The sequence below is a fragment of the Dietzia sp. IBK-p2-16D genome, from assembly GCF_057773085.1.
Genome location: NZ_JBYMTL010000003.1, coordinates 45086 through 69895, shown reverse-complemented (window position 1 = coordinate 69895; position 24810 = coordinate 45086). Strand labels below are relative to the sequence as shown.

Below are 24810 nucleotides of genomic sequence, written 5' to 3'. Positions count from 1 at the left end.
GGGTGTGCCGGGGTCGACGGCGTGTGCCGGACCCCGGCGCCCACGGCCTAGGATGGTCGGGTGACGACTCCAGCCGCTGCCTCCCCGAACACCGACCGTGCGGACGCCCTGCCCGCTTCCTGGAATCCAGGTGAGGTGGAGAACGGGCTGTATGAGCGCTGGGTGGAGGCCGGGTATTTCGAGGCCGACCCGTCGAGCGACAAGCCCGCCTACTCGGTGGTGCTGCCGCCCCCGAACGTGACCGGCAGCCTGCACATGGGGCACGCGCTCGACCACACGCTCATGGACGTGCTCACGCGGCGCAAGCGCATGCAGGGGTACGAGGTGCTGTGGCTGCCCGGCATGGACCACGCCGGCATCGCCACACAGACCCTGGTGGACCGCAGACTCCGCGACGAGGGGATCGACCGCCACGAGATCGGCCGCGAGGCGTTCATCGAGAAGGTCTGGGAGTGGAAGCGTGAGTCCGGCGGCACCATCGGCGATCAGATGCGTCGCCTCGGCGACGGCGTCGACTGGTCGCGCGAGCGGTTCACCCTCGACGACGGACTCTCGCGAGCGGTCCAGACCATCTTCAAGAAGCTCTACGACCACGGACTGATCTACCGCGCCGAGCGGCTGGTCAACTGGTCGCCCACCCTTCAGACCGCCATCTCCGACATCGAGGTCAAGTACGCCGACGTCGAGGGCGAGCTGGTCAGTTTCCGCTACGGGTCGATGGACGACTCCGAGCCGCACCTGGTGGTGGCCACGACCCGCCTCGAGACGATGCTCGGAGACACCGCGATCGCCGTCCATCCCTCCGACGAGCGGTACGCCCATCTGGTGGGTACCGAGATCCCGCATCCGTTCCGCGAGGGGTGGACCATGCGCGTGGTGGCGGACGACTACGTCGACCCCGAGTTCGGGACCGGCGCGGTCAAGGTCACGCCCGCGCACGACCCCAACGACTTCGCGATCGGCCAGCGTCACGGGCTCGAGATGCCCACGATCATGGACGCCACCGGCCACATCGCCGGCACCGGGACCCGCTACGACGGGATGGACCGGTTCGAGGCACGGAGGGCCGTGCGCGAGGACCTCGCCGAGCAGGGGCGCATCGTCAAGGAGGTGCGTCCGTACCTGCACTCGGTGGGCCACTCCGAGCGCTCCGGCGAGCCGATCGAGCCGCGCCTGTCACTGCAGTGGTGGGTCAGGGTCGAGGAGTTGGCCGCGATGGCGGGGGACGCCGTCCGCGACGGCGACACCGTCATCCACCCCAAGAGCCAGGAGCCCCGCTGGTTCGACTGGGTCGACGACATGCACGACTGGTGCATCTCGCGCCAGCTGTGGTGGGGTCACCGGATCCCGATCTGGTACGGGCCCGACGGAGAGGTCGTCTGTGTGGGCCCCGACGAGGAGCCGCCAGCCGGATACACCCAGGACACCGACGTCCTCGACACGTGGTTCTCGTCCGGCCTGTGGCCGTTCTCGACCATGGGCTGGCCCGATCGCACCGTCGACCTCGAACGCTTCTACCCCACGTCCGTGCTGGTCACCGGGTACGACATCCTGTTCTTCTGGGTGGCCCGCATGATGATGTTCGGCACCTTCGTGGGCCGCACCCTCACCGGCGACGAGGCCGCACCGGGCAAGGTCCCCTTCACCGACGTGTTCCTCCACGGCCTCGTGCGTGACGAGCACGGCCAGAAGATGTCCAAGTCCAAGGGCAACGGGATCGATCCCCTGGACTGGGTCGACCGCTTCGGTGCCGATGCACTGCGCTTCACCCTGGCCCGCGGAGCCAACCCGGGCGGCGACCTCTCCGTCGGGGACGACGCCGCCCAGGCGTCCCGCAACTTCGCCACCAAGTTGTTCAACGCCACCCGCTTCGCCCTGATGAACGGCGCGAAGGTGGGCCGGCTCCCCGACGCGTCCGAACTCTCCGACGCCGACAGGTGGATCCTTCACCGTCTCGGTGAGGTGCGGGTGTCCGTCGACGACGCGCTGGACCGCTACGAGTTCTCCAAGGCGTGCGAGGCGCTCTACCACTTCGCGTGGGACGAGGTGTGCGACTGGTACCTCGAGCTCGCCAAGGTCCAGTTCGGAGGTGACGACGCCGCCCGCGCCTCCGAGCGCGCCGAGAACACCCGACTCGTACTCGGCCACGTGCTGGACGTGCTGCTCCGGATGCTGCACCCGGTGATCCCGTTCGTCACCGAGACGCTGTGGACCGCGCTGACCGGTCGAGAGTCCGTGGTGGTCGCGGACTGGCCGTCCGACGTGGTGCCGGCCGGTGACGCCGCGGACCCGGTCCGCCGGGTGGCCGACGCCCAGACCCTCGTCACCGAGATCCGGCGCTTCCGCTCCGACCAGGGGCTCAAGCCCGGCCAGCGGGTACCCGCGCGGATCTCCGGCGTGGACGCCGCGGACCTGCCCGAGGACCTGCTCGCCCAGGTGTCCGCGCTGGCCCGGTTGACCCCGGCAGCCGAGGACTTCACCGCCACGGCCTCGCTCGAGGTCCGGCTCGGGTTGTCGACGGTGGACGTGGAGATCGACACCTCCGGGACGATCGACCTCGCCGCCGAACGACGCCGGCTGGAGAAGGACCTCGCCGCCGCCCGCAAGGAGCTCGAGACGACCGGCGCCAAGCTCGGCAACGAGGCGTTCCTCGGCAAGGCGCCCGACCACGTCGTCGACAAGATCCGCGCCCGCCGTGACCTCGCCGAGGCCGAGGTCACCCGGATCACCACCCGCCTCGAGGCGATGCCCGCGGGGAGTGATCCCGCGTGAGCGGCCGCGAGTGGCTCCCGCCGCACGACCCGGCCGAGGGGTGGGACACCCCCACGGAGGAGGACGTCGCCGAGATGCTCGGCGAGGACGGCCTCGTCTCGGGCGTCCCGCTCGGCGGACCTATCCCGGGTGACGAGGAGAGCGACGGTGACGACCACCTGCCGCCCCGCCCGATCCCGGAGGTGGGCAGCCCCGAGTGGCAGGCCGACACGGCAGATCTGGCGGCGGTCGAGGAGGAGTTGGCCACCCGCTGGCCGGAGTCCCGGCTCGAGCCGAGTCTGGACCGCATCGCGGAGCTGATGTCGGTGTTGGGGGACCCTCAGCACGCCTACCCCGTGGTCCACGTGGCGGGCACCAACGGCAAGACCTCGGTCACCCGGATGATCGACGCGCTGCTGCGCGCGCTGCACCAGCGCACCGGGCGCAACACCAGCCCCCATCTGCAGAGTGTCACCGAACGCATCGCACTCGACGGTGAGCCGATCACCGCGCGCGCCTTCGTGGACACCTACCGCGAACTACAGCCCTACCTCGAGCTCGTCGACCAGCGGTCCGAGGAGACCGGCGGCCCGCGCATGAGTTACTTCGAGGTGCTCACCGCGATGGCCTTCGCCGCGTTCGCCGACGCACCGGTCGAGGTGGCCGTCGTGGAGACGGGGATGGGCGGCACCTGGGACGCCACCAACGTGGTCCGGCCCGCCGTCGCCGTGATCACCCCCGTCGGCCTGGACCACACCGACTACCTGGGTGAGGACCTCGCGACGATCGCGGGGGAGAAGGCCGGGATCATCCAACCCGGTCCGGAGGACGACCTGCTCCCGCGCGACCCGATCGCCGTGATCGGTCGCCAGGAGCCCGAGGCCATGGACGTCCTGCTGAGACGTGCCGTGGAGGTGGGCGCGGTCGTCGCCCGCCTCGGCTCGGAGTTCGATGTGGTCGAGCGGCGCGTCGCCGTCGGCGGCCAGCAGCTCACCCTGAGGGGACTCGGTGGCGAGTACCCGGAGGTGTTCCTCCCGCTCTTCGGTGAGCATCAGGCCGAGAACGCGGCGACCGCACTCGCCGCCGTGGAGGCCTTCTTCGGCGCCGGTCCGGACAGGGGCCTGGACCCGGAACTCATCCGCGCGGGTTTCGCCGCGGTGGACAACCCCGGGCGTCTGGAGCGGCTCAGTTCGAGCCCCACCGTTCTGGTGGACGCCGCCCACAACGGGCACGGGGGGCGCGCGCTCGCCGAAGCCGTCACCTCCGAGTTCGACTTCAGACGACTGGTGGCCGTGGTCGCGATGCTCGACGGTAAGGACGCCGACGCGTTCCTCGCCGCACTCGAACCCGTCGTGGAGGAGGTCGTCGTGACCCGGGCCGCCTCGCCGCGCGCGATGGACCCGGGTGACCTCGCCCGCATCGCCGAGGAGCGGTTCACCGCCCAGCGGGTCCACGTGGTGGACACCCTTCCCGACGCGGTCAGCGCCGCCCTCGACCTGGTCGGGGTCCCGGATCCGACCGCGGACGACGACGTGTCGGGCGTGGGCGTTCTCGTCACGGGCTCCGTGGTCACCGCCGGAGCCGCCCGCAGCCTGTTCGGAAAGGACGCGACGTGACCGTACCGACCCCCGGTCCCCGGGAAGCCGCACACGCCCCCTCGGTGGACCCGTGGAAGGGGCTGCGGGGCATCATGGCCGGCACCCTGGTCCTCGAGGCGATCGTGATCGGCCTGGTGCTCACGGTGATCGCCCGGCTCGACGACGGTGCCCACTTCCAGTCGTGGAAGGTGTGGTTCGTCAGCCTGCTCGCGATCGCGATGCTGGTGGCCAGTGGACTCCAACGCAAGCCCTGGGCGATCCCGCTGAACCTCTCGCTCGCGGGACTGGCCGTCGCCGGGTGGGCCGTGCACTGGTCGATGGGGGTGTGCGGACTGATGTTCGCCGCGGTCTGGGCGTACATCCTGTACCTACGCCGCGACCTGTCGCGCCGGATGGCCGGTGGATACCTGCCCAGCCAGCACGACTGAGCGCGACGCTCCGCGCGACCGGGGTGGACATCGGGCTTGTAGGATCGCCGTCGTGACCGAGAGAACCTTCTTCCTCATCAAGCCCGACGGCGTCGAGCGCGGCCTGACCGGCACCATCCTCGCCCGCATCGAGGCCAAGGGCCTCAGGATCGTCGCCATGGACATGCGCCGGGTGCCGCAGGAGACCGCAGCCGAGCACTACGCCGAGCACGCGGAGCGTCCGTTCTACGGCTCCCTGCTCGAGTTCATCACCTCCGGTCCGGTCGTCACGGGCGTCCTCGAGGGGCCGCGGGCCATCGCCGCCTGGCGTCAGCTCGCCGGCGGGACCGACCCCGTGGAGAAGGCCGCCCCCGGTTCCATCCGCGGGGACTTCGGCCTCGAGACCCAGTTCAACCTCGTCCACGGCTCGGACTCCGAGGAGTCCGCGGCCCGGGAGATCGCGCTCTGGTTCCCCGGCCTGTAGACCACCACTCGTCCCGCAGCGATCGCGCTGCACGCGCGCCCGTCGGCCCCTGCCCGGCGGGCGCGTTCGCATTGGTGGCGCCGGGCGACGACGTTTCGGTGACGGATGTGGGAGAATGGCGGGAGCTCATCCTGGCGAGTGGATCACCAGTCCGCCCCGGAACGGGCGCCCGCCACCCGTGGCCCGGTTCGTCCCGGTCCCGCGGACCACAAGACGTAGCCCCACCCCGGTGGGGCCCAGACAGAGAAGACGCCCGACCCCGTGCGGCGGCGTGGGTCACCGATAACCGGTGACGTGATCGCGCCCGGAGTCCGGCCGGAGGAGACACGTGTCGGATCCGAACCTGACCATCGACGACATCACCGCGCTTCCCGAGAGGATGCGCGCGCACGCGGCCGCGAGAGCCGTGGGCATGAGCAGCAAGGAGTTCCTGGTCGCCATGGCCGGGATCGGCGTGGAGATCAAGAGCGCCCAGTCCGGGGTGACCCGCGACGTGCTGCTGACCTGGTTCACCTCGCGGGGACAGGACGCCGGGACGGCGACGGATGCCGCCGTGGCCGGAGGCTCCGACGTGCAGACGCCGGCGGCCGAGGCCCCCGTGCGGAAGGCCCCCGTGCGGAAGGCTCCCGCCAAGAAGGCCGCCAAGACCCCCGCGGAGAAGGCCCCCGCAGATAAGACCCCCGCAGAGAAGGCCCCGGCAGAGAAGATCTCCGCCGGGAAGGCCCCCGCCGAGGGCGCATCCGCGGAGGCGCCCGCCGGCGAGGCCGCGTCGACCGACGCCCTTCCCGCGAAGAAGGCGCCGGCCAGGAAGAGCCCGGCGCGCAAGACCACTGCGGAGAAGACCGCGGAGAAGGCCACGGCCGACGAGAAGTCCGCCTCCGGGGCAGCGGAGAAGTCCGGCTCGAGGACCGCCGGGAAGACCGCCCGCGGGACTTCGGACGATTCGGCCGCAACCGGGCGTGGCACCACGGGAGGCCGTAATCGTCCGGCGCTGCCGGAGATCGCTATCGTCACCGGCGAGGTGGGTTCGGAGGAGTCGGGCAACCGGCGACGCCGGTCCACCGCGACCCCGACGTTCTCACCCCTGTTCCTCTCTCCCGACGACACTCCTGCGCAGCCGCCGGCGGAATCCCGCTCGGGAGACGAGCCGCGCGGCCGCCGGGGCCAGGACCGGGCCCGCGCGGAGGTGGCCGCCGGGGCTGCCCGCGCGCCCGAGGGTGAGCAGGCCGACCAGGACACGCAGGACGAGGGTTCCGACGAGGGCCGCGGCCCCGACCAGTCCGACCAGTCGGACTCCGGTGACGGTGGGGCGCGTCGGCGGCGGCGGGGTCGCCGCGGACGTGGTCGCGGGCGGGGCGAGGGCGGCGACGAGCAGAACGGTGAGAACACCGGTACCGCCGACGACGACTCGCGCGCAGATGCCTCCGACGACGCCTCCGGGCGCGACGAGGAGCGCTCCGACGCCCGCTCCGGGTCCGCCGGTGATTCCGGGGACTCCCGCGAGTCGGGTTCCGACGACCGTGGGACCGGCCGCGACGGCTCCGACGACACCGACGGCCGCACGGCGGATGACTCCGACGGGCAGGCCGACTCCGGTGACGCCGACGGTGACGATTCGGACGATTCCGGGAACGCCCCGTCGGGTTCGAGGCGGCGTCGCCGTCGTCGTCGTCGCAGTGGGGGTTCCGGCTCCGACGAGACCCAGACCACGGGCGACGACCCGGCCGACACCGAGGTCCACGAGCGCGAGGCGCGTCGCCGGTCCGGACGCGGGGGACAGGGCGCCAGCACGTCGTCCGACGAGGTGCAGGGCATCACCGGCTCCACCCGCCTCGAGGCCAAGCGTCAGCGGCGTCGCGACGGTCGCGAGGCCGGACGCCGTCGTCAGCCCATCCTGTCCGAGTCCGAGTTCCTCGCCCGCCGCGAGGCCGTGGACCGCGTCATGGTCGTGCGCGAGAAGCAGCGGGGCGACGGCAAGGGCGTCATGACCCAGGTCGGTGTCCTCGAGGACAAGGTGCTCGTGGAGCACTTCGTCACCACCGAATCCGCCCGGTCGATGGTGGGCAACGTCTACCTCGGCCGCGTGCAGAACGTGCTGCCCAGCATGGAGGCGGCGTTCGTCGACATCGGGCGCGGCCGCAACGGCGTCCTGTACGCCGGCGAGGTGAACTGGGAGGCCGCCGGGCTCGGGGGCAAGGCCCGGCGCATCGAGCAGGCGCTCAAGTCCGGCGACATGGTCCTGGTCCAGGTCACCAAGGACCCCATCGGGCAGAAGGGTGCCCGCCTGTCGACGCAGATCTCGCTGGCCGGGCGCTTCCTCGTGTACGTGCCGGACGGCAACTCCACGGGCATCTCCCGCAAGCTGCCGGACACCGAGCGTCGTCGCCTCAAGGCGATCCTCAAGGACGTCGTCCCCGAGGGGTCCGGCGTGATCATCCGCACCGCCGCCGAGGGGGTCAGCGCCGAGGAGATCGGCCGCGACGTCGAGCGTCTCGCGGGTCAGTGGTCCGACATCTCCGAGGCGGCCGCCAAGCGCACCGACTCCGGAGCCGGCACCCCCGTGGCCCTGTACGAGGAGCCGGACCTGCTGGTGAAGGTCGTCCGCGACCTGTTCAACGAGGACTTCTCCAAGCTCGTTATCCAGGGCGAGACGTCCTGGGACACGGTCCACGACTACGTCTCCCGGGTCGCGCCGGAGATGGTCGAGCGGCTCGAACGCCACGACAACCCCGACGTGGACGTGTTCGCCACGCACCGCGTCGACGAGCAGCTCGCCAAGGCGCTCGACCGCAAGGTGTGGCTGCCGTCCGGCGGCTCCCTGGTGATCGACCGCACCGAGGCGATGACCGTCATCGACGTCAACACCGGCAAGTACACCGGCTCCGGCGGCAACCTCGAGGAGACCGTCACCAAGAACAACCTCGAGGCCGCCGAGGAGATCGTTCGGCAGCTGCGCCTCCGCGATGTCGGCGGCATGGTGATCATCGACTTCATCGACATGGTGCTCGAGTCCAACCGCGACCTGGTCCTGAGGCGGCTCACCGAGGCGCTGGGGCGTGACCGCACCCGTCACCAGGTCTCCGAGGTCACGTCTCTGGGGCTCGTGCAGCTCACCCGCAAGAAGCTCGGTACCGGGCTGGTCGAGGCCTTCTCGACCCCGTGTGAGCACTGCCAGGGCCGTGGGCTGATCGTGCACGCCGACCCGCTGCACACCGAGTCGCACAACGCCGACGAGCCCGGCGCACGGCGTGGGCGGCGCAAGGGCGGCAACGGCAAGGGGGCGGGGGAGTCCGACGCGTCCGTGCCCAAGCAGGCCCCGCGCAAGGACGGCCCGGCGCCGGCCGCGCACCCGGCCGCGCTCGCGATCGCCCACCGGAGCGCCGATTCCGACGGCGAGACGGACACCGACGAGGCCGCCGCCGCCAGCGGCAGCGGCGACCGCGGGGGCCGCGACGCGACGTCCGAGACGACGGCGACCGAGACGGCGGCGAAGGCGGAGACCGTGACGACGGTGGTCGACGCGGCGACCGAGACGCCGGCGAAGGCGGAGACCGTGACGACGGCGGAGACGGACGTGGCCGAGACTGCGGCGCCCGCCATCGACCGCGGGGCAGAGGCGACGCAGGAGAAGGCCGTGGCCGACTCCGCGGACGCCGCAGGGACGTCGCGGCCCGCGCGACGTCGCCGGGCGTCGAGGCGCCCTGCCACCACTGCGCCGGCGCCGACGACCGCCGCCGAGGACCGCGCCGCGGCGGAGGTGGTCGAGACCCCGCGCTCCGAGGCCGAGGTGGTGGCCGAGGCGGAGACCGTCGTGGACGAGGTCGCCGCGGCGGCCCCGGGTACGGCGGGATCGGACTCCGGGTCCACGGGCACGGGCGGTCGTCGCCCCCGTCGGCGGTCCACCCGCCGTGAGGCCGGCGCCGCCGGGGTCGACACCGCGCAGCAGGCCGCGCAGGGCGAAACCGTGGCGAAGGTCGAGGCCGCAGCCCTGGCGGAGGCTCCGACCGCCGTGGTCGCCGAGCCGCGCAAGCGCCCGGCGAGGCGGCGGGCCACCAGGTCGACGACGGCTCCCGCCGGCGACTGACGCGCCGGGCCGCGGGCCGGCGGCACGGTCGGTTTGACCTGCTGTGCCGCCGGACCGTAACCTTGACAGGTCGCTCGTCGCGGCGCTATGTCGTGGCGCGAGGAGTCGCGCAACGGGACCGTACGCGGTCCCGGGGCCAGCGACCCTCGACCGATGCGAGTCGGCGAGCAAGAGAGAACACCGCACACCAGGTGTGGTCGCCCCAGGCGGCCGCACACCCGAGAAGCAAGGGGAAGCCCTCGATGTACGCGATCGTCAAGACCGGCGGCAAGCAGTACAAGGTCGCCGAAGGGGACCACGTCAAGGTCGAGAAGATCGAGGGCGAGGCCGGAACCTCCGTGTCGCTGTCCCCGATCCTCGTGGTCGACGGTTCTGCCGTCACCTCCGACGCCGACGCCCTGGCCAAGGTCACCGTCTCCGGCGAGATCGTCGAGCAGACCAAGGGACCGAAGATCCGGATCCACAAGTTCAAGAACAAGACCGGGTACCACAAGCGTCAGGGCCACCGTCAGAAGCTGACGGTCGTCAAGATCACCGGTATCAAGTAATCCATCTCCGGCCGATCAGGCCACCAGCTCAGCGCCCTCGGGCGTGCTCCCTGAAGGAGGGACTCGGACATGGCAAGTAAGAAGGGCGCATCCAGCACCCGTAACGGTCGTGACTCCAACGCGCAGCGCCTCGGCGTCAAGCGCTTCGGCGGCCAGGAGGTCAACGCCGGTGAGATCCTGGTGCGCCAGCGCGGCACCAAGTTCCACCCGGGCGTCAACGTCGGCCGTGGTGGCGACGACACCCTGTTCGCCCTCTCCGCCGGTGCGGTGGAGTTCGGCACCAAGCGCGGTCGCAAGACCGTGAACATCGTGCCGGCCGGCGCCGAGGCCTGAGCCTCCCAGCCGACCACTTTTCAGGATTCGCCCTCGGGGGCCGGGCGGGGTCATCACGACTCCACACCCGGCCCCCGAGAGCATTTGTACGACCCCGCCGTCATCGCCCGTCACCAGGAGGAGCCCCCACCATGTCGAGATTCATCGACCGCGTAGTCCTCCACCTCGCGGCCGGGGACGGAGGCCGCGGCTGCACCTCCGTGCACCGCGAGAAGTTCAAGCCGCTCGGCGGCCCCGACGGCGGCAACGGGGGACACGGCGGCGACGTCGTACTCGTCGTTGACCCCCAGGTCCACACCCTGCTCGACTTCCACTTCCGGCCCCACGCCCGCGCAGGCAGGGGCCAGCCCGGCATGGGCGCCAACCGCAACGGCGCCCAGGGTGCCGACCTCGTACTGTCGGTGCCGCCCGGCACCGTCGTCCTGGACGAGGACGGCGAGGTACTCGCCGACCTCACCGGCGTCGGCACCCGTTTCGTCGCAGCCGAGGGCGGCAAGGGTGGACTGGGCAACGCCGCGCTGGCCTCCCGGGCGCGCAAGGCCCCCGGGTTCGCCCTGCTCGGTGAGCCCGGCGAGGTCCGCGACCTCACGCTCGAACTCAAGTCCATGGCCGACGTCGGACTGGTGGGTTTCCCGTCCGCCGGGAAGTCCTCCCTCGTCTCGGTGCTCTCGGCGGCCAAGCCCAAGATCGCCGACTACCCCTTCACGACCCTCGCGCCGAACCTCGGAGTGGTCTCGGTGGGCGACGACACCTTCACCATCGCCGACGTTCCCGGCCTCATCCCCGGCGCGAGCGAGGGCCGCGGACTGGGCCTGGACTTCCTGCGTCACATCGAGCGCACGGCCGTCCTGGCGCACGTGGTGGACTGCGCGAACCTCGAGTCGGACCGGGACCCGATCTCCGACGTGGACGCACTGGAGGCCGAGCTCGCCGCCTACCGGTCCGAGCTCGCCGACGCCGGGATCGGTGACCTGGCCGACCGGCCCCGCGTGGTGGTGCTCAACAAGATCGACGTGCCCGACGCCTCCGACATGGCGGAGATGGTGCGCGAACACTTCGAGGCCAAGGGGTGGCCGGTCTACGCCATCTCCGCGGTCGCCCACAAGGGCCTGGACGAGCTGCGGTACGGCCTCTACGAGCTGATCAAGGCGCACCGCAAGGCCAACCCGCCGGCCGCGCCCGAGCGGATCGTCATCCGCCCCAAGGCCGTGGACGTGGAGGAGTTCCGCGTACGCCCGGACCCGGCCGACCCCGGAGCGTTCATCGTCACCGGTGCCAAGCCCGAGCGGTGGATCCGTCAGACGGAGTTCGACAACGACGAGGCCGTCGGCTTCCTCGCCGACCGCCTGGCCCGGATCGGCGTCGAGGAGGCGCTCATCAAGGCCGGGGCCACGGAGGGTTGCACCGTCACCATCGGTGACGTCTCGTTCGAGTGGGAGCCGCAGACCCCGGCGGGCGTCGACCTCATGCGGACCGGCCGCGGCACGGACATCAGGCTCGAGTCCGACGAGCGGATCGGGGCCACCGAGCGCAAGTACCGCAAGCGCGTGCGTCGCGGTCTGATCGACCCGGACGAGGAGATCCTGGAGTGACCACGGAGCGGGAGCTGCGACGTCGGATCGGCGCGGCCCGCCGCGTGGTGGTCAAGATCGGCTCGTCGGCCATCACCAGTTTCCACGGCGGGATCCGGCGGGCGGAGCTCGACGCCCTCGCCGACGTCTGCCAGTCGCGCATGACCGCCGGGTCCGACGTGTTCGTGGTCTCCTCCGGCGCGATCGGCGCCGGCATGGCGCCCCTGGGGATGACCACCCGGCCCGGGACGCTGTCCGCCAAGCAGGCCGCCGCCAGTGTCGGTCAGCTCGAGCTGGCCCGCGCGTGGGGCGACTCCTTCGCCCGCTTCGACCGGGTGGTGGGCCAGGTGCTGCTCACCGCCGGTGACATCGGCCGCCGCGACAGCGCCGCCAACGCCCAGCGGACCCTCGACCGTCTCCGCACCCTGCACGCCGTGCCGGTGATCAACGAGAACGACACCGTGGCGACCAACGAGATCCGGTTCGGCGACAACGACCGGCTCGCGGCCCTGGTCGCGCACCTCATCAGCGCCGACGCCCTCATCCTGCTCTCGGACGTCGACGCCCTGTACGACTCGGACCCGCGCAAGGGCGGCGCCACCGCGGTGACGATGGTCGCTGGGGAGGACGACCTCGACGGCGTGGTCGCCGGCGCCGGCGGGGCACTGGGGACCGGCGGGATGGCCTCCAAGCTCGCCGCCGCCCGCCTGGCCGCCGACGCGGGTATCCCCGTCCTGCTCACCGCGGCCGAGCTCGCGCCGCAGGCCCTCGCTCCCGACCCGGCCGTGGGCACCGTCTTCGCGGCCCGGCCGGAGCGGATGACCGCCCGGCGCTTCTGGGTCCGCCACGCCGCCGACTCGCGCGGCGCGGTCCTGCTGGACGACGGCGCGGTCCGAGCGGTGACCGGTTCGCGGCGATCACTGCTGCTCGCCGGGGTGACGGGGGTGGACGGCCTGTTCCACTTCGGCGACGTCATCGAGATGCACGACGTCGACGGCCGGGTGGTCGCCCGCGGGATCGCCCAGTACGACTCGATCGAGGTCCGGGCGCGGTTGGCGGAACGCCAGGCGGGCACCGGCGCCGTCGGCCAGGGTCGCCCACTGGTGCACGCCGACGACCTCGTGGCGGTCTGACACCGGCCACGGCCCACCGCCGGGCCCGGTCGGCCCGCGCTCAGCCCTCGGTGACGGTCCCCTCGGTGTGGACCGGGGTGACGGTGCCCTCCTCGAGGTTGTAGATCGCGCCGACGATCGCGGTGCGGCCCTCGGTGATCGCGCGGTCGACGGCAGCCGACTTCTGCCGGATCGCGGTGACGGTGTGGCGGACGTTCTCGACCACCACGTCGTCGTACCCGGCGTCGGGGTCGCGCCGCGCCTCGAACACTGCCGGCGAGATCCGCTCGACCACGTCGCGCAGGTAACCGGACGGGGTGGAGTGCGTGTCGATGGCGGTGATCGTGGCGCCCACCGCGCCGCACGAGGTGTGCCCCAGCACGAGGGTCAGCGGGATGTTCAGGGCCTCGATCCCGAACTCGATCGACCCGAGCACCGACGAGTCCACGATGTGGCCGGCGTTGCGGATCACGAACAGGTCGCCGAGCCCCTGGTCGAAGACGACCTCGGCGGGCACCCGTGAGTCGGCGCAGCCGAAGACCTGCGCGAACGGATTCTGCTGGCCGGCGAGCTCGGTGCGCCGAGAGGGGTCTTTGTGCTCGTTGAGGTTCTCCCCGGCCACGTAGCGGGCGTTGCCGCGGAGTAGTCGGGCCAGTGCGGTCTCCGGTGTCTTTGCGATCTGCATGGCCCTATTTTGCTCCTCGACGCTCACCCGTGGTGCGGCAGGGCCGCCTCTGTCAGCTCGAGGACCTCCACGCAGTCGCCGTCGATCGTCAGGGTGGCCTCGCCGTGCGCGCGGGTGCGGCCGCGGTTGACCACCGCGACGGGCGTGCCGGTGGTCACCGCACGTCGCACGAACCGGTATCCGGAGCGGACGGTGAGAGAGGAGCCGACGACGACGAGGACGTCAGAGGAGTCCACGAGGTCGTTAGCCGCGTGGACACGGGAGGCGGGGACATTCTCGCCGAAGTAGACGATGTCCGGTTTGAGGACTCCCGAGCAGGCCCGACAGTCGGCCATGCGGAAGTCCGAGGTGTCGCCCAGGACGGCATCCGCGTCCGGGGCCACCTCGATCGCGCCCCGGGACGCCACGCGTTCGGTGAAGCCCGGGTTGAGGCGCTCGAGCTCCTCGTGCAGCGCCCACCTGCTCAGCCGCAGGCCGCAGTCCAGGCAGGTGACCACCGCGTAGGTGCCGTGCAGGTCCACGAGGCGGCGGCTGCCCGCCTTGAGGTGCAGCAGGTCCACGTTCTGCGTGATCACCCCGGTGACCAGACCACGCCGCTCCCAGTCGGCGAGCAGGAGGTGCGCGGTGTTGGGACGCGCCGCCTCCATGTGCCGCCAGCCGAGATGGTTGCGGGCCCAGTAGTGCCGGCGGAACGTGGGGTCGCCGACGAACTGTTGGAAGGTCATCGGGGTCCGGCCGGGCGAATCGGGCCCGCGATAGTCGGGGATGCCCGACGGGGTCGAGATCCCGGCGCCGGTGAGCACCACCGCCCGCCGCCCCCGCAGGAGTTCGGCGAGTGCCGCCGCCCGGTCGGGCAGGTCCGGGTCCGCCTCCGTGCGTTCGGCCGGCGTCCAGGCGGTCTCGCGGATCCGGACCATCTAGAGGCCCCCGGGTCCCGAGGGGTCGTGTGCGCACACCACGTCGAGGGTGTCCCGGCGGCGCCGGGCCAGCCCGGCGAGCCTGGCGTGGGTGAGGGAGACGGCACCGGGTTCCAGGGCCAGGGCGCGTTCCAGGACGGGGATCGGCCGGGGTACCCGACCTTTCGGACTGATCTGCCCCCGGTGGTAGAAGGCGTCCCCGGCGTGGAGGAGGTCCTTGTCGTCGTCGTCGTCACCGCCACCGGGCACCAACACCCCGGCGTGCCCCATCGCGTGGCCCGGCAGATCCACCAGGATCATCCCCTCGGCGACGTTGTCCAGGGGATGCGCCCGGAAGCCCTCCCACCGGTCGGTCCCGTAGGCGTACTCGACGAACCGCGGCCCGTGCGACCACTGGGGGCGGCGGTAGCGGCGGCGCTCGACGAACCGCGGCGTGCGCACCGCCCACGTCAGCGCCTGGGCTGCGACGTGCACCTGCGCCTCCGGGAAATCCGCGAGCCCCCCGATGTGGTCGGCGTCCATGTGGGTCAGGACGATGTGCCGAACGTCCCGGGGATCCAGACCCAGCGCCTGGATCCGCCGGACGGCGGTCTCGTCGGTGCGCAGTGCCGGGCGCAGCGCGTGGCGCATCGCGCCGAGGCGGCCTGCTGGGTCGGCGATGTCCTGCACCCCGATCCCGGAGTCCACCAGCACGAGCGCGTCCGGGGTCTCCACGAGCAGGACGCGCGTGGGGACCAGGCCCCCCATCGTGCCGCAGTTGAACTGGTGGATCCGCATGGGAGAAACGGTACCGACCGTCGGTAGGGTGCGTGGCATGACCGCAGGTGGAGTGCTCGATCCGAGGCCGGTGGTGCGCGTCGAGCGGCAACGCGGCGGGGGCGGGGCAGCGGCCGGGGCGCCGCCCGCGTCGTCGGACGCGGGGTGGCCGTACTCCATCCCGGCGGTGGCCCAGCTACTGCGCGACGGGCTCGAGCTCGACGACCTCACCGTGCTCGTGGGAGAGAACGGTACCGGCAAGTCGACGATCGTCGAAGCCGTCGCGATGGCGTACGGGCTCGGCGCGGAGGGCGGGTCGGTCAACGGCCGGGACGTCACCTGGGAGTCGGAGTCCCCGCTGCACGAGTCGGTCACCCTGGTGCGCGGCGGCGGCGCCTCGAAGTGGGGGTACTTCCTGCGTGCCGAGACGATGCACGGGATGTTCACCTACCTGCAGTCCTCCGGCCCGGAGCAGGACTTCCACTCTCGCAGCCACGGCGAGGCGTTCTGGGACCTCGTCAGCACGTCACGGTTCTCGGACGGCGGACTGTTCGTTCTGGACGAGCCCGAGGCGGGCCTGTCCTTCGACGCCCAGCTCCGGCTGGTCGCCCTGCTGCTCGAGTTGGCCGACCGGCGTGGGGCGCAGGTGCTCATGGCGACCCACTCGCCGATCCTGGCGTCCGTGCCCGGGGCCGCGCTGTACGAGCTCTCGGACGCCGGGATGCACCGGACCCGCTGGGAGGATCTCGCGATGGTCGACCACTACCGGCGCTATCTCGACGCGCCCGAACGGTATCTGCGCCACCTGCTGTAGTGACCGGGCACACTGACCCCATGACCAGTTCCGCGTCCCGTTCCCAGCGCACCACCGGCGAGGCCCGGCCGGTACACCCCGTCTACCCGGCCTGGCAGCCGCCGTCGACCTCCCGCGCCGCCAACACCGGCCCGCTGCCGGCGCCCGAACAGGGCTTCACCCCGGACGTGATCGTCGTGGGGCACGGACTCTCCGGACTCGTCGCCACCTACGAGGCCAGCCGCGCCGGCAAGAAGGTGCTCGTGGTGGACCAGGAGAACGAGAAGAACCTCGGCGGTCAGGCCTATTGGTCGCTCGGCGGTCTCTTCCTCGTCGACACCCCCGAGCAACGACGGATCGGGATCTCCGACTCGCTCGAACTCGCCTGGCGGGACTGGCTCGGCTCCGCGGGGTTCGACCGCCCCGAGGACCACTGGCCGCAGAAGTGGGCGCGGGCCTACGTCGAGTTCGCGGCCGGGGAGAAGCGTCGGTACCTGCATGACCTGGGACTGCGGATCGTCCCCACCGTCGGCTGGGCCGAGCGCGGCGGCGGCGACGTGGCCGGCCACGGCAACTCGGTTCCGCGCTTCCACGTGACGTGGGGGACCGGGCCCGAGGTGGTGCGGGTCTTCGAGGAGCCCGTCCTCGATGCGGCCCGCTCCGGGCTCGTCCGGTTCGCCGTACGTCACCGGGTGGACGAGATCGTCGTGGAGGACGGCCGGGCCGTGGGCGTACGCGGCGCCACCCTCACCCCGTGCGACCACGACCGGGGTGTGGCATCCCCACGCGAGGAGACCGGGGAGTTCGAGTTCCGCGCCGGGGCGGTGCTGCTCTCGTCCGGCGGCATCGGCGGCAACCCCGACCTGGTCCGCGAGTACTGGCCCACCGACCGGCTCGGAGCCGCGCCCGAGCACCTGATCGTGGGGGTGCCGGAGCACGTGGACGGCCGGATGCTGGAGATCTCCGCGGTGGCCGGGGCGAATCTCATCAACCGGGACAGGATGTGGCACTACACCGAGGGTGTCGCCCACTACGCGCCCGTGTGGCCCTCGCACGCGATCCGCATCATCCCGGGGCCGTCCACCCTGTGGTTGGACGCGAACGGCGACCGGATGCCGGTGCCGCTGTTCCCGGGGTTCCACACCACCGCGTCCATCGAGGCCATCCGCCGCACCGGCCGGGACTACTCCTGGTTCATCCTCGACTCCGCCATCGCCGGCAAGGAGTTCATCCTCTCGGGCTCCGAACAGAATCCAGAGCTCACGGACAAGAGCATCAAGAAGTTCGCCTCCAAGGCGGGCAGCGGTCTGCCACCGTCGATCTCCGAGTTCACGGAGAAGGGCGTCGACTGGGTTGTGGCCGACACGATCGAGGAGCTCGTCGCCGGGCTGAACGGCACGCTCCGCGAGGGCGAGCCCGAACTGGACGTCGAGAAGGTCCGCGGGATCGTGCTGGCCATGGACGGGCAGATGGACAACCCGTTCGCCAAGGACGCCCAGGTGCAGGCCATCCACAACGCGCGGCGTGTCCTCACCGACAAGCTCACCCGGATGGCCAAGCCACACCGGCTGCTCGAGCACTCGGGACAGGGCAAGGGCTCGGCGGCCGGGTCGGGAGGCCCGCTCATCGGCGTGAAGGTTCACCTCATGACCCGCAAGACGCTCGGCGGCATCGAGACGAACCTCGACTCCCAGTGCCTGACCCCCGGCGGCGAGGTCTTCCCGGGGCTGTACGCGGCGGGCGAGGCGGCCGGGTTCGGAGGGGGCGGCGTGCACGGGTACAACTCGCTCGAGGGCACCTTCCTCGGTGGCTGCATCTTCTCCGGAATGAAGGCCGGCCGCGCGATGGCCCGCGAGGTCTGAGACGTTTACTGAATCCTCGCGGAAAGGGCGAGTGAGTGTCAGGAGGTACGCCGGGCGGCTTCGCGGGCGCGCTCGAGGAACCGGCGCTCGGCAGGTTCGGTCGTGAGCGCGAGCGCGCGGTCGTAGGCGACCAGCGAACTGTCGACCCTGCCGGCGTCCGCGAGCAGCCGGGCGCGGGCGGCGAGCGCCGGTTGGAACCGCTCCGCCCGGGGCCCGATCTCGTCGAGCACGGACAGCCCGGCGTTGGGGCCGTCGCACTCGGCGGTCGCGACGGCCAGGGCCACCGACCCGCCGACGGTCGGGGCGAGTCGCCGGGGGGCGCTGAGGAGGCGCCGGATCGAGTCCCATTCGGTGACCCCGGTGTCCCGCCGGGCGCAGTGCACGGCCTGAACGGCCGCCTGCAATCTGTACGGGCCGGGGGACTCAGCCGTCCCGGCCCGGCGCAGGTGTTCGCGTCCCCGCTCGAGAAGCGGGTCGTCCCATCGGCCGGTGTCCTGCTCGGCGAGCGGGACCAACTCGCCGCGCTCGTCCCGACGTGCGCCCGAGCGGGCGGCCGAGAGACAGAGCAGGGCGGCGAGCCCGTGCGATTCCGCGTCGGCGGGGACGAGCTCAGCGAGCAGTTCGGCGAGGAACAACGCCTCCCCGGCGAGGTCTGATCGTGGCTCGGACGCCGAGAACTCCCATTCGACTGAGTACGCGCCGTAGACGGCGTCGCGGATCGATGTGAGCCGGGCCGGCAACTCGTCCACACCGGGCACCTCGAAGGCGATGTCGCTCTGGCGGATCCGCTTCTTCGCCCGGGTGAGCCGGGCCGCCATCGTCACCCGGGGGACGAGCATCACCGCGCCGATCTGCTGGGCCGTCAAGCCGAGGACGGTGTTGAGCATGAGCGGCGTCCTGGCCGCGGGGTGGATGGCGGGATGGGCGGCCACCGCCATCAGCGCGAGCCGCCGGTCGGGAATCTCGAGAGCACTGCGGTCGACCGCCGCGGCGCCCGGCGAGGGGTGGTCTCCAGGGAATGGATCGAGGCGCCAGGAAGCCCTCCAGCCGTCGCGGCGTCGATTGCGGGCCACAGTGAGGAGCCACGCCTCGGGGCGGTCGGGGACACCGTCGCGGCGCCAGGTCAGAAGCGCCCGTTCGACCGCGTCTGAGACGGCGTCCTCGGCGCCGGCGAGGTCGCCGTCCGGCGCCGCGAGGAAAGCCACGAGGCGCGGCCGTGCGGTGCGGACGACGTCCTCGATCGTCCTTCCGGTCAGGCGGTCATCCATGAGCCGTCGCTGACGTAGACACCCACCGGCCGCACCTCGACGACCCCGTATGTCGCGCCCGGGAACTTTTCAGCCCACGCCAGCGCGGCGTCGGGGCCCGGCACATCCAAGATGAAGACCCCTGCCAGCGCCTCCTTCGCCTCGGCGAACGGGCCGTCCTCGATGACGGTCCCACCACTGCGTCGGGACACGGTGGTCGCGGCCGTGGACGGCTGCAGCATCTCGGCGGAGACGAGCACTCCCGCCGCGTGCAGAGCGGAGACGTAGTCCGTCATGAGCTGCTGCATCTCCGCGATCTGCTCATCCGTGGGCTGCGGACCATCACTGTCGGGTTCGGGCGCGTGGAACATCAGTGCATAGCGCATCGTCTGATCCTTCCTCGAGATCCGGCCGCGTGCCGACCGGTTCGAGTAATGACGTCCCACCGGCGCCCGAATCGACATCATCTGTCGGTCTTGTATGACGAAGCGGGGATCGATTCTCTCGGGCGGGTGGTGCGGTCAGCCCGCGGAGGCGACCGCCAGTGGCAGGACGGCCGGCGCTCCGGCCGCACGCAGGTGACGGGCGGCCTCCGTGGCCGTCCAGCCGGTCCCGAACAAGTCCGTGACCAGCAGGACCGGCCCCTCCGGGGTGGTGGCGGGGCCGGTGAACGTGCCCCACAGCTGGGCCACCCGGTAGGCCGAGTTCTGGGCGGTCACCGGCGGGAGTGCGTCGGCGCGGGTGAGTTCACCGAGATAGTCCATGCGCCCCATCTGCGACAGCGCGCGCGCCAGGCTCTCCACGAGCACCGGGTGATCACCGCTGAGTAGCGCCACGACCCCGGTGGGCCGCTCGTCCCATCCCCACTCGCGCAGTACCGGCACGCAGGCGCGGACCATCCACTCGGGCGCCTCCTGATCTGGTTCCGCCAAGAGGCCACGGAGCTTCTGGCCCAGCCCGAGGTCGGTCACCCGCGCCAGCGCCCGGCCCTCGCCGGGACCGTCGGCGATCTTGCCCTTGAGCGGCACGTCGAGCTTGGTCAGGCCCGTGGGCCACTGCTTCCGCGGCGGGAGCACGACACCGGGCCGCTCCAGGGCCTCACGGGCGCGGGTGAGCGCGCCGGAGTCGACCGAGGTGGTGCGGCGCTCACCGGTGCAGTTGTCGCAGCGCCCGCAGCCGCCGGAGGCGGGTTCGAGCGTCGGGTCGTCGAGCTGGGCGCGCAGGAACTCCATCCGGCACGCACCGGTGCGCTCGTACTCGATCATCGTCTTCTGCTCGGACTGCCGGGCCTGGGCCAGACCCGCGTACCGCTCGGCGTCGTAGTGCCACGGTTGCCCGGTGGAGATCCACCCGCCCCGCACGCGCTGGACCGCGCCGTCCACATCGAGCACCTTGAGCACCATCTCGAGGCGGGTCCGGCCGAGGTCCACGGCCGGCTCGAGTGCCTGCGTGGACTGCGGCCGGCCGGGCTCGAGGGCATCCAGCACCCGCCGGACCACGTCCTCGGGGGGAAAGGCCAGTGAGGCGAAGTGGTTCCAGATCGCCCGGTCTTCGGGCCCCGGAAGCAGGACGACCTCGGCGCGGTCGGCGGCACGGCCGGCGCGACCGATCTGCTGGTAGTAGGAGATGGGGGACGGCGGCGCGCCAAGGTGCACCACGAACCCCAGGTCGGGCTTGTCGAACCCCATCCCCAGCGCGGACGTGGCGACAAGCGCCTTGACCTCGTTGTCCAGCAGCGCCCGCTCGAGTTCCTCCCGCTCGCCCGCGTCGGTGCGCCCGGTGTAGGCGCTGACGCGGTGTCCGGCGGACGTGAGCAGCTCGGCCATGTCCTGCGCCGCGGCGACGGTGAGGGTGTAGATGATCCCGCTGCCCGGCAGGGACTCGAGGTTCTCCACCAGCCATGCCGCGCGCTTCTCTGAGTCGTCGATCGTCACGACCGACAGGCGTAGGGACTCGCGGTCCAGGCCGCCCCGCAGGACGAGGGTGTCCGACTCCACCGATTCGCCCACGCCGAGCTGCTGCGCCACGTCCCGGACCACGCGGTCGTTGGCGGTGGCGGTGGTTGCGAGCACCGGAACACCCTCCGGCAGGTCGGCCAACAGCGTGCGGATGCGCCGGTAGTCGGGGCGGAAGTCGTGGCCCCAGTCCGACACGCAGTGCGCCTCGTCCACCACCACCAGGCCCGCATCCGCGGCCAGGGCGGGCAGGACGGTGTCGCGGAAGTCGGGGTTGTTGAGCCGCTCTGGACTCACCAGCAGCACGTCCACCTCGCCGCCGCGCACCGACTCGCGGACCTCGTCCCACTCGGTCATGTTGGCGGAGTTGATGGTGGCCGCCCGCACCCCGGCCCGGGCCGCGGCCTCGACCTGGTTGCGCATGAGCGCCAGCAGCGGCGAGACGATCACGGTGGGACCGGACCCCAGTTCGCGGAGCAGCCGGGCCGCGATGAAGTACACCGCGGATTTGCCCCAGCCGGTCCGTTGGACGACCAGGGCGCGCCGCCGGTCCGCCACCAACGCCTCGATGGCGACCCACTGGTCCTCGCGCAGGACCGCGCCCGGACCGGCGAGCGCGCTGAGCAGTTCGTCGGCGCGGGCTCGGAGCCCGGCCCGGCCCCCGGTGGCCGGGTCGTCGGAAGTGGGACGGTCCGCTGTCGAGGTCATGGCCCCATGGTGCCCCACCGCTCCGACAGGTCACCGTCGGCGCGGAGTCGATCCGCCGACCTTCCGCCTACCCGGGCCATCGGCCTCCTCCGCGACGCATGTCGCTCCCGGCGGCCATACTGGGCCGCATGGCTCAGACATGGAAGCAGATCGTGGAGGCCGACCCCGAGCACTCCCGTCGGTACGCCCGACGGTGGGACGACATGGTGGCCGAGGGCGTGGACATCGACGGCGAGGCGCGGCTGATCGACGCGATGGCCCCGCGCGGCGCCCGCATCCTCGACGTGGGCTGCGGCCAGGGGCGCACCGGCGCCTACCTGCACTCGCGTGGACACCGCGTCACCGGCGTCGACCTCGACCCCCACCTGATCGAGCGGGCGCGGGAGCTGTGCCCGGATGCCACCTGGGAGGTCTCGGACCTGGCCGACGACGGCTGGGCCCGCGGACCGTTCGACCTCGCCGTCTCGGCGGGCAACGTCCTAGCCTTCGTCGACCCCGCCGACCGCGGCACCGTGCTCACCAACCTCGCCGCGCGGCTCGCCACCGCGGGCGAGGGAACCGAGGGCCGCCCCGGACGGCTGGTCGTGGGCTTCGGGCTCGACCGGGGCTGGACCCGGGAGGAGTTCGACCGCGACGCCGAACTCGCCGGGCTGCGGGTGCAGCAGCGATGGTCGACCTGGGATCTGCTGCCGTTCGAGGACGACAGCGGCTTCATGGTCACGGTCCTCGTGCGCAGCGACGGGGTCGCCTCATGAGCTCCGCGGCGTGGATCGTCGACAACCTGCCCGACCTGACCGGGAAGGCCGTCATGATCACGGGCGGCACCAGCGGCATCGGGAAGGAAGCCGCGCGTGAACTCGCGCACCGGGGCGCCCACGTCGTGCTCCCGTCCATCACCCGCGCCGAGGGTGAGGCGGCGGCCGCGGAGATCGGCGGGTCCACCGAGGTCCACGAGCTGGACCTGAGCGACCTGCACGCCGTGCGGGAGTTCGCGACCTCGAACACGGACCCCGTCGACATCCTGCTGGACAACGCCGGTCTGATGAGCAAGACCCGGCGGGAGACCGCGGACGGCTTCGAACTGCACCTGGGGGTCAACGTCCTCGCGCCGTTCCTGCTCACCGAACTCCTGCTGCCCCGGATCCGGGAGCGGGTGGTGATCACGGCCTCGATGGCCCACGCCAAGGGGCGGATCGACTTCGCCGACCCCCACTTCCGCCGGCGCCCCTACTCGATGGCGGCGGCGTACGCGCAGTCGAAACTCGCGTGCATGCTCTGGGGACTCGACCTGCAGAACCGGCTCACCGCCGCGGGCTCCCCGGTGGACGTACAGCTCGCCCACCCCGGGTTCGCCGCCACCTCGATCCTCGACCCGACCCCGTTCCCGCCGGTCAACGCCGTACTCAACCTGCTCGGCCGGCGGATCGTCCCCACGGCGGCCGACGGGGCCCGCCCACTGCTGTACGCGGCGACGGAGGAACTGCCGCCGGCGTCGTACACCGGTCCGACCGGCTTTCGGCAGATCGCGGGCCCGCCCGGGCCCGGTGAGCGTTCGGGCCCGGCCGGCGACTCCGGGCTCGCCCGCCGGTTCCGGGAGTTCGCCGTGCGCGAGGTCGGAGTCGTCCCGGCGGTCTGACTCGTCGGAGGTGGTCCCACGGGCCGCATCGGTAAGCTGGAACCCATGACAGCCAGCCACCTCGACGCTCCTGAGATCACCGGCCGGACGGACGCCGACGGGCCCGCCGCGGACCCGACCCGCGACGCCGTCCACGACGCCGCCCGCCGCGCCCGGTCCGCCTCGCGTGAGTTGGCCCTGCTCACCGCGGATCGCAAGAACGCACTCCTGCTGGCGGCTGCCGACGCACTGGTGGTCGCTGAGTCGACGATCCTCCAGGCCAACGCCCGGGACATCGCCGAGCAGGCAGAGGCAGGCACGGGTGAGGCCATGCTCGACCGGTTGCGGCTCACCGCGGAGCGCATCGAGGGCATCGCCGGCGGCCTGCGGCAGGTGGCGGGGCTGGCCGACCCCGTCGGGACAGTCACCCGTGGGTCGACCCGGCCCAACGGGCTGCAACTACGGCAGGTCCGCGTGCCGCTGGGCGTCGTCGGAATGATCTACGAGGGGCGCCCCAACGTCACGGTGGACGCGTTCGGTCTGGCGTTCAAGTCCGGCAACGCCGCCCTACTGCGGGGGTCGCGGTCGGCCCGCAACTCCAACGAGGCGCTGGTCGAGGTCCTGCGGGGGGTGCTCGCCGAGCACGGCCTGCCCGTGGACGCGGCCCAGCTCCTGCCCTCCGAGGACCGGTCGTCGGTGACCCACCTGATCCAGGCGCGCGGGTTGGTCGACGTCGTCATCCCCCGAGGTGGTGCGGGCCTGATCCAGACCGTGGTGGAGAACGCCAAGGTCCCGGCCATCGAGACCGGCACCGGGAACTGCCACCTCTACATCCACGGTGACGCGGATCTCGACGAGGCGATCAGCCTGCTGCTCAACGGCAAGACCCGCCGCTGCAGCGTCTGCAACGCCACCGAGACCGTGCTGCTCGACGCCGCACTCGGCGACGCGGCCGTGGACCGCGTCGTGGGTGCGCTGAAGTCCGCCGGCGTCACCGTCCACGGCGACCGCGAGGGCCTCGTCCCCGCCGACGACGTCGACTGGGGCGAGGAGTACCTCAGCATGGACATCGCACTCAAGGTGGTCGACGGGGTGGACGAGGCGATCGAGCACATCGACCGCTGGTCCTCGGGCCACACCGAGGCCATCTCCACCCGCAGCATCGACGTGGCGGATCAGTTCTGCGCCCGCGTCGACGCCGCGGCGGTGATGGTCAACGCCTCCACCGCCTGGACGGACGGCGAGATGTTCGGCTTCGGCGCCGAGATCGGTATCTCCACCCAGAAACTCCACGCCCGCGGCCCGATGGGCCTCGAGGAACTCACCAGTACGAAGTGGATCGCCCACGGCAAGGGGCATGTGCGGCCGTAAGGCAGACGCGCCC

20 protein-coding genes are annotated in these 24810 nt (G+C 71.9%); 14 read left to right on the top strand and 6 right to left on the bottom strand.

The window, feature by feature from the left end:
• Positions 1 to 60: 60 nt before the first annotated feature.
• The 9 genes from AC3DE3_RS08290 (at position 61) to proB (ending at position 12909) form a co-directional block, all read left to right on the top strand.
• On the top strand, positions 61 to 2772 hold the full coding sequence (locus tag AC3DE3_RS08290) for a valine--tRNA ligase (protein ID WP_260486803.1): 2712 nt from the start codon (positions 61 to 63) through the stop codon (positions 2770 to 2772).
• Positions 2769 to 4367 (top strand): bifunctional tetrahydrofolate synthase/dihydrofolate synthase, encoded by a 1599-nt coding sequence (folC, locus tag AC3DE3_RS08285; protein WP_488369676.1) that lies wholly within the window; start codon positions 2769 to 2771, stop codon positions 4365 to 4367. Before AC3DE3_RS08290 ends, folC begins: the two co-directional genes overlap by 4 nt.
• Entirely contained in the window at positions 4364 to 4777 is a 414-nt protein-coding gene (locus AC3DE3_RS08280; RefSeq protein WP_260486801.1) for a DUF4233 domain-containing protein, read from the top strand. Before folC ends, AC3DE3_RS08280 begins: the two co-directional genes overlap by 4 nt.
• A 52-nt stretch (positions 4778 to 4829) precedes the next feature.
• Positions 4830 to 5240: a nucleoside-diphosphate kinase gene (gene ndk / locus AC3DE3_RS08275; RefSeq protein ID WP_260486800.1), complete on the top strand. Its 411-nt coding sequence runs from the start codon at positions 4830 to 4832 to the stop codon at positions 5238 to 5240.
• A gap of 328 nt (positions 5241 to 5568) precedes the next feature.
• Positions 5569 to 9324 carry an Rne/Rng family ribonuclease gene (locus AC3DE3_RS08270; protein WP_488369675.1) on the top strand — a complete coding sequence of 1252 codons (3756 nt, stop codon included), beginning with the start codon at positions 5569 to 5571 and terminating at the stop codon, positions 9322 to 9324.
• Positions 9325 to 9566: 242 nt separating this feature from the next.
• Positions 9567 to 9872, top strand: a complete 306-nt coding sequence (rplU, locus tag AC3DE3_RS08265; protein ID WP_067719729.1) for a 50S ribosomal protein L21 — start codon at positions 9567 to 9569, stop codon at positions 9870 to 9872.
• A 69-nt stretch (positions 9873 to 9941) separates the two neighbouring features.
• A complete protein-coding gene (rpmA, locus tag AC3DE3_RS08260) occupies positions 9942 to 10205 on the top strand; it encodes a 50S ribosomal protein L27 (protein WP_007626965.1) in 264 nt (87 codons plus the stop codon).
• A 131-nt stretch (positions 10206 to 10336) separates the two neighbouring features.
• Positions 10337 to 11797, top strand: a complete 1461-nt coding sequence (gene obgE, locus AC3DE3_RS08255; protein ID WP_488369673.1) for a GTPase ObgE — start codon at positions 10337 to 10339, stop codon at positions 11795 to 11797.
• The gene (gene proB / locus AC3DE3_RS08250) at positions 11794 to 12909 is read left to right on the top strand and encodes a glutamate 5-kinase (protein ID WP_488369672.1); all 1116 of its coding nucleotides are present in this window, start codon (positions 11794 to 11796) and stop codon (positions 12907 to 12909) included. The genes obgE and proB overlap by 4 nt, the downstream gene beginning before the upstream one ends.
• 40 nt (positions 12910 to 12949) lie before the next feature.
• Here proB and AC3DE3_RS08245 read toward each other — a convergent pair whose 3' ends face one another.
• Genes AC3DE3_RS08245 through AC3DE3_RS08235 form a run of 3 tightly spaced genes read right to left on the bottom strand, consistent with a single transcriptional unit; the run spans position 12950 to position 15267 of the window.
• A complete protein-coding gene (locus AC3DE3_RS08245) occupies positions 12950 to 13573 on the bottom strand; it encodes a carbonic anhydrase (protein WP_132062032.1) in 624 nt (207 codons plus the stop codon).
• A 23-nt stretch (positions 13574 to 13596) separates the two neighbouring features.
• Entirely contained in the window at positions 13597 to 14490 is an 894-nt protein-coding gene (locus tag AC3DE3_RS08240; protein WP_488369671.1) for a Sir2 family NAD-dependent protein deacetylase, read from the bottom strand.
• The gene (locus tag AC3DE3_RS08235; RefSeq protein WP_488369670.1) at positions 14491 to 15267 is read right to left on the bottom strand and encodes an MBL fold metallo-hydrolase; all 777 of its coding nucleotides are present in this window, start codon (positions 15265 to 15267) and stop codon (positions 14491 to 14493) included.
• A gap of 37 nt (positions 15268 to 15304) precedes the next feature.
• Between AC3DE3_RS08235 and AC3DE3_RS08230 the strand changes: the two genes are divergently transcribed.
• Together AC3DE3_RS08230 and AC3DE3_RS08225 are read left to right on the top strand one after the other, a co-directional pair.
• Positions 15305 to 16060 carry an AAA family ATPase gene (locus AC3DE3_RS08230; protein WP_488369669.1) on the top strand — a complete coding sequence of 252 codons (756 nt, stop codon included), beginning with the start codon at positions 15305 to 15307 and terminating at the stop codon, positions 16058 to 16060.
• 20 nt (positions 16061 to 16080) lie between these two features.
• Positions 16081 to 17901, top strand: a complete 1821-nt coding sequence (locus AC3DE3_RS08225) for an FAD-binding dehydrogenase (RefSeq protein ID WP_488369668.1) — start codon at positions 16081 to 16083, stop codon at positions 17899 to 17901.
• Between the two features lie 38 nt (positions 17902 to 17939).
• Here AC3DE3_RS08225 and AC3DE3_RS08220 read toward each other — a convergent pair whose 3' ends face one another.
• The 3 genes from AC3DE3_RS08220 to AC3DE3_RS08210 form a co-directional block, all read right to left on the bottom strand.
• Positions 17940 to 19169, bottom strand: coding sequence for an RNA polymerase sigma factor (locus tag AC3DE3_RS08220; protein WP_488369667.1), 1230 nt, complete (start codon positions 19167 to 19169; stop codon positions 17940 to 17942).
• Complete coding sequence (locus AC3DE3_RS08215) at positions 19154 to 19534, bottom strand: YciI family protein (RefSeq protein WP_260486790.1); 381 nt, start codon at positions 19532 to 19534, stop codon at positions 19154 to 19156. The genes AC3DE3_RS08220 and AC3DE3_RS08215 overlap by 16 nt, the downstream gene beginning before the upstream one ends.
• 135 nt (positions 19535 to 19669) lie before the next feature.
• Positions 19670 to 21811 (bottom strand): RecQ family ATP-dependent DNA helicase, encoded by a 2142-nt coding sequence (locus AC3DE3_RS08210; protein ID WP_488369666.1) that lies wholly within the window; start codon positions 21809 to 21811, stop codon positions 19670 to 19672.
• A gap of 128 nt (positions 21812 to 21939) precedes the next feature.
• Between AC3DE3_RS08210 and AC3DE3_RS08205 the strand changes: the two genes are divergently transcribed.
• The 3 genes from AC3DE3_RS08205 to AC3DE3_RS08195 are packed head-to-tail and all read left to right on the top strand — an operon-like array spanning position 21940 to position 24797.
• Positions 21940 to 22566, top strand: coding sequence for a class I SAM-dependent DNA methyltransferase (locus AC3DE3_RS08205; protein ID WP_260486788.1), 627 nt, complete (start codon positions 21940 to 21942; stop codon positions 22564 to 22566).
• Positions 22563 to 23447: an SDR family NAD(P)-dependent oxidoreductase gene (locus AC3DE3_RS08200; protein WP_260486787.1), complete on the top strand. Its 885-nt coding sequence runs from the start codon at positions 22563 to 22565 to the stop codon at positions 23445 to 23447. The genes AC3DE3_RS08205 and AC3DE3_RS08200 overlap by 4 nt, the downstream gene beginning before the upstream one ends.
• Before the next feature lie 45 nt (positions 23448 to 23492).
• Complete coding sequence (locus AC3DE3_RS08195; RefSeq protein ID WP_260486786.1) at positions 23493 to 24797, top strand: glutamate-5-semialdehyde dehydrogenase; 1305 nt, start codon at positions 23493 to 23495, stop codon at positions 24795 to 24797.
• Positions 24798 to 24810 lie beyond the last annotated feature (13 nt).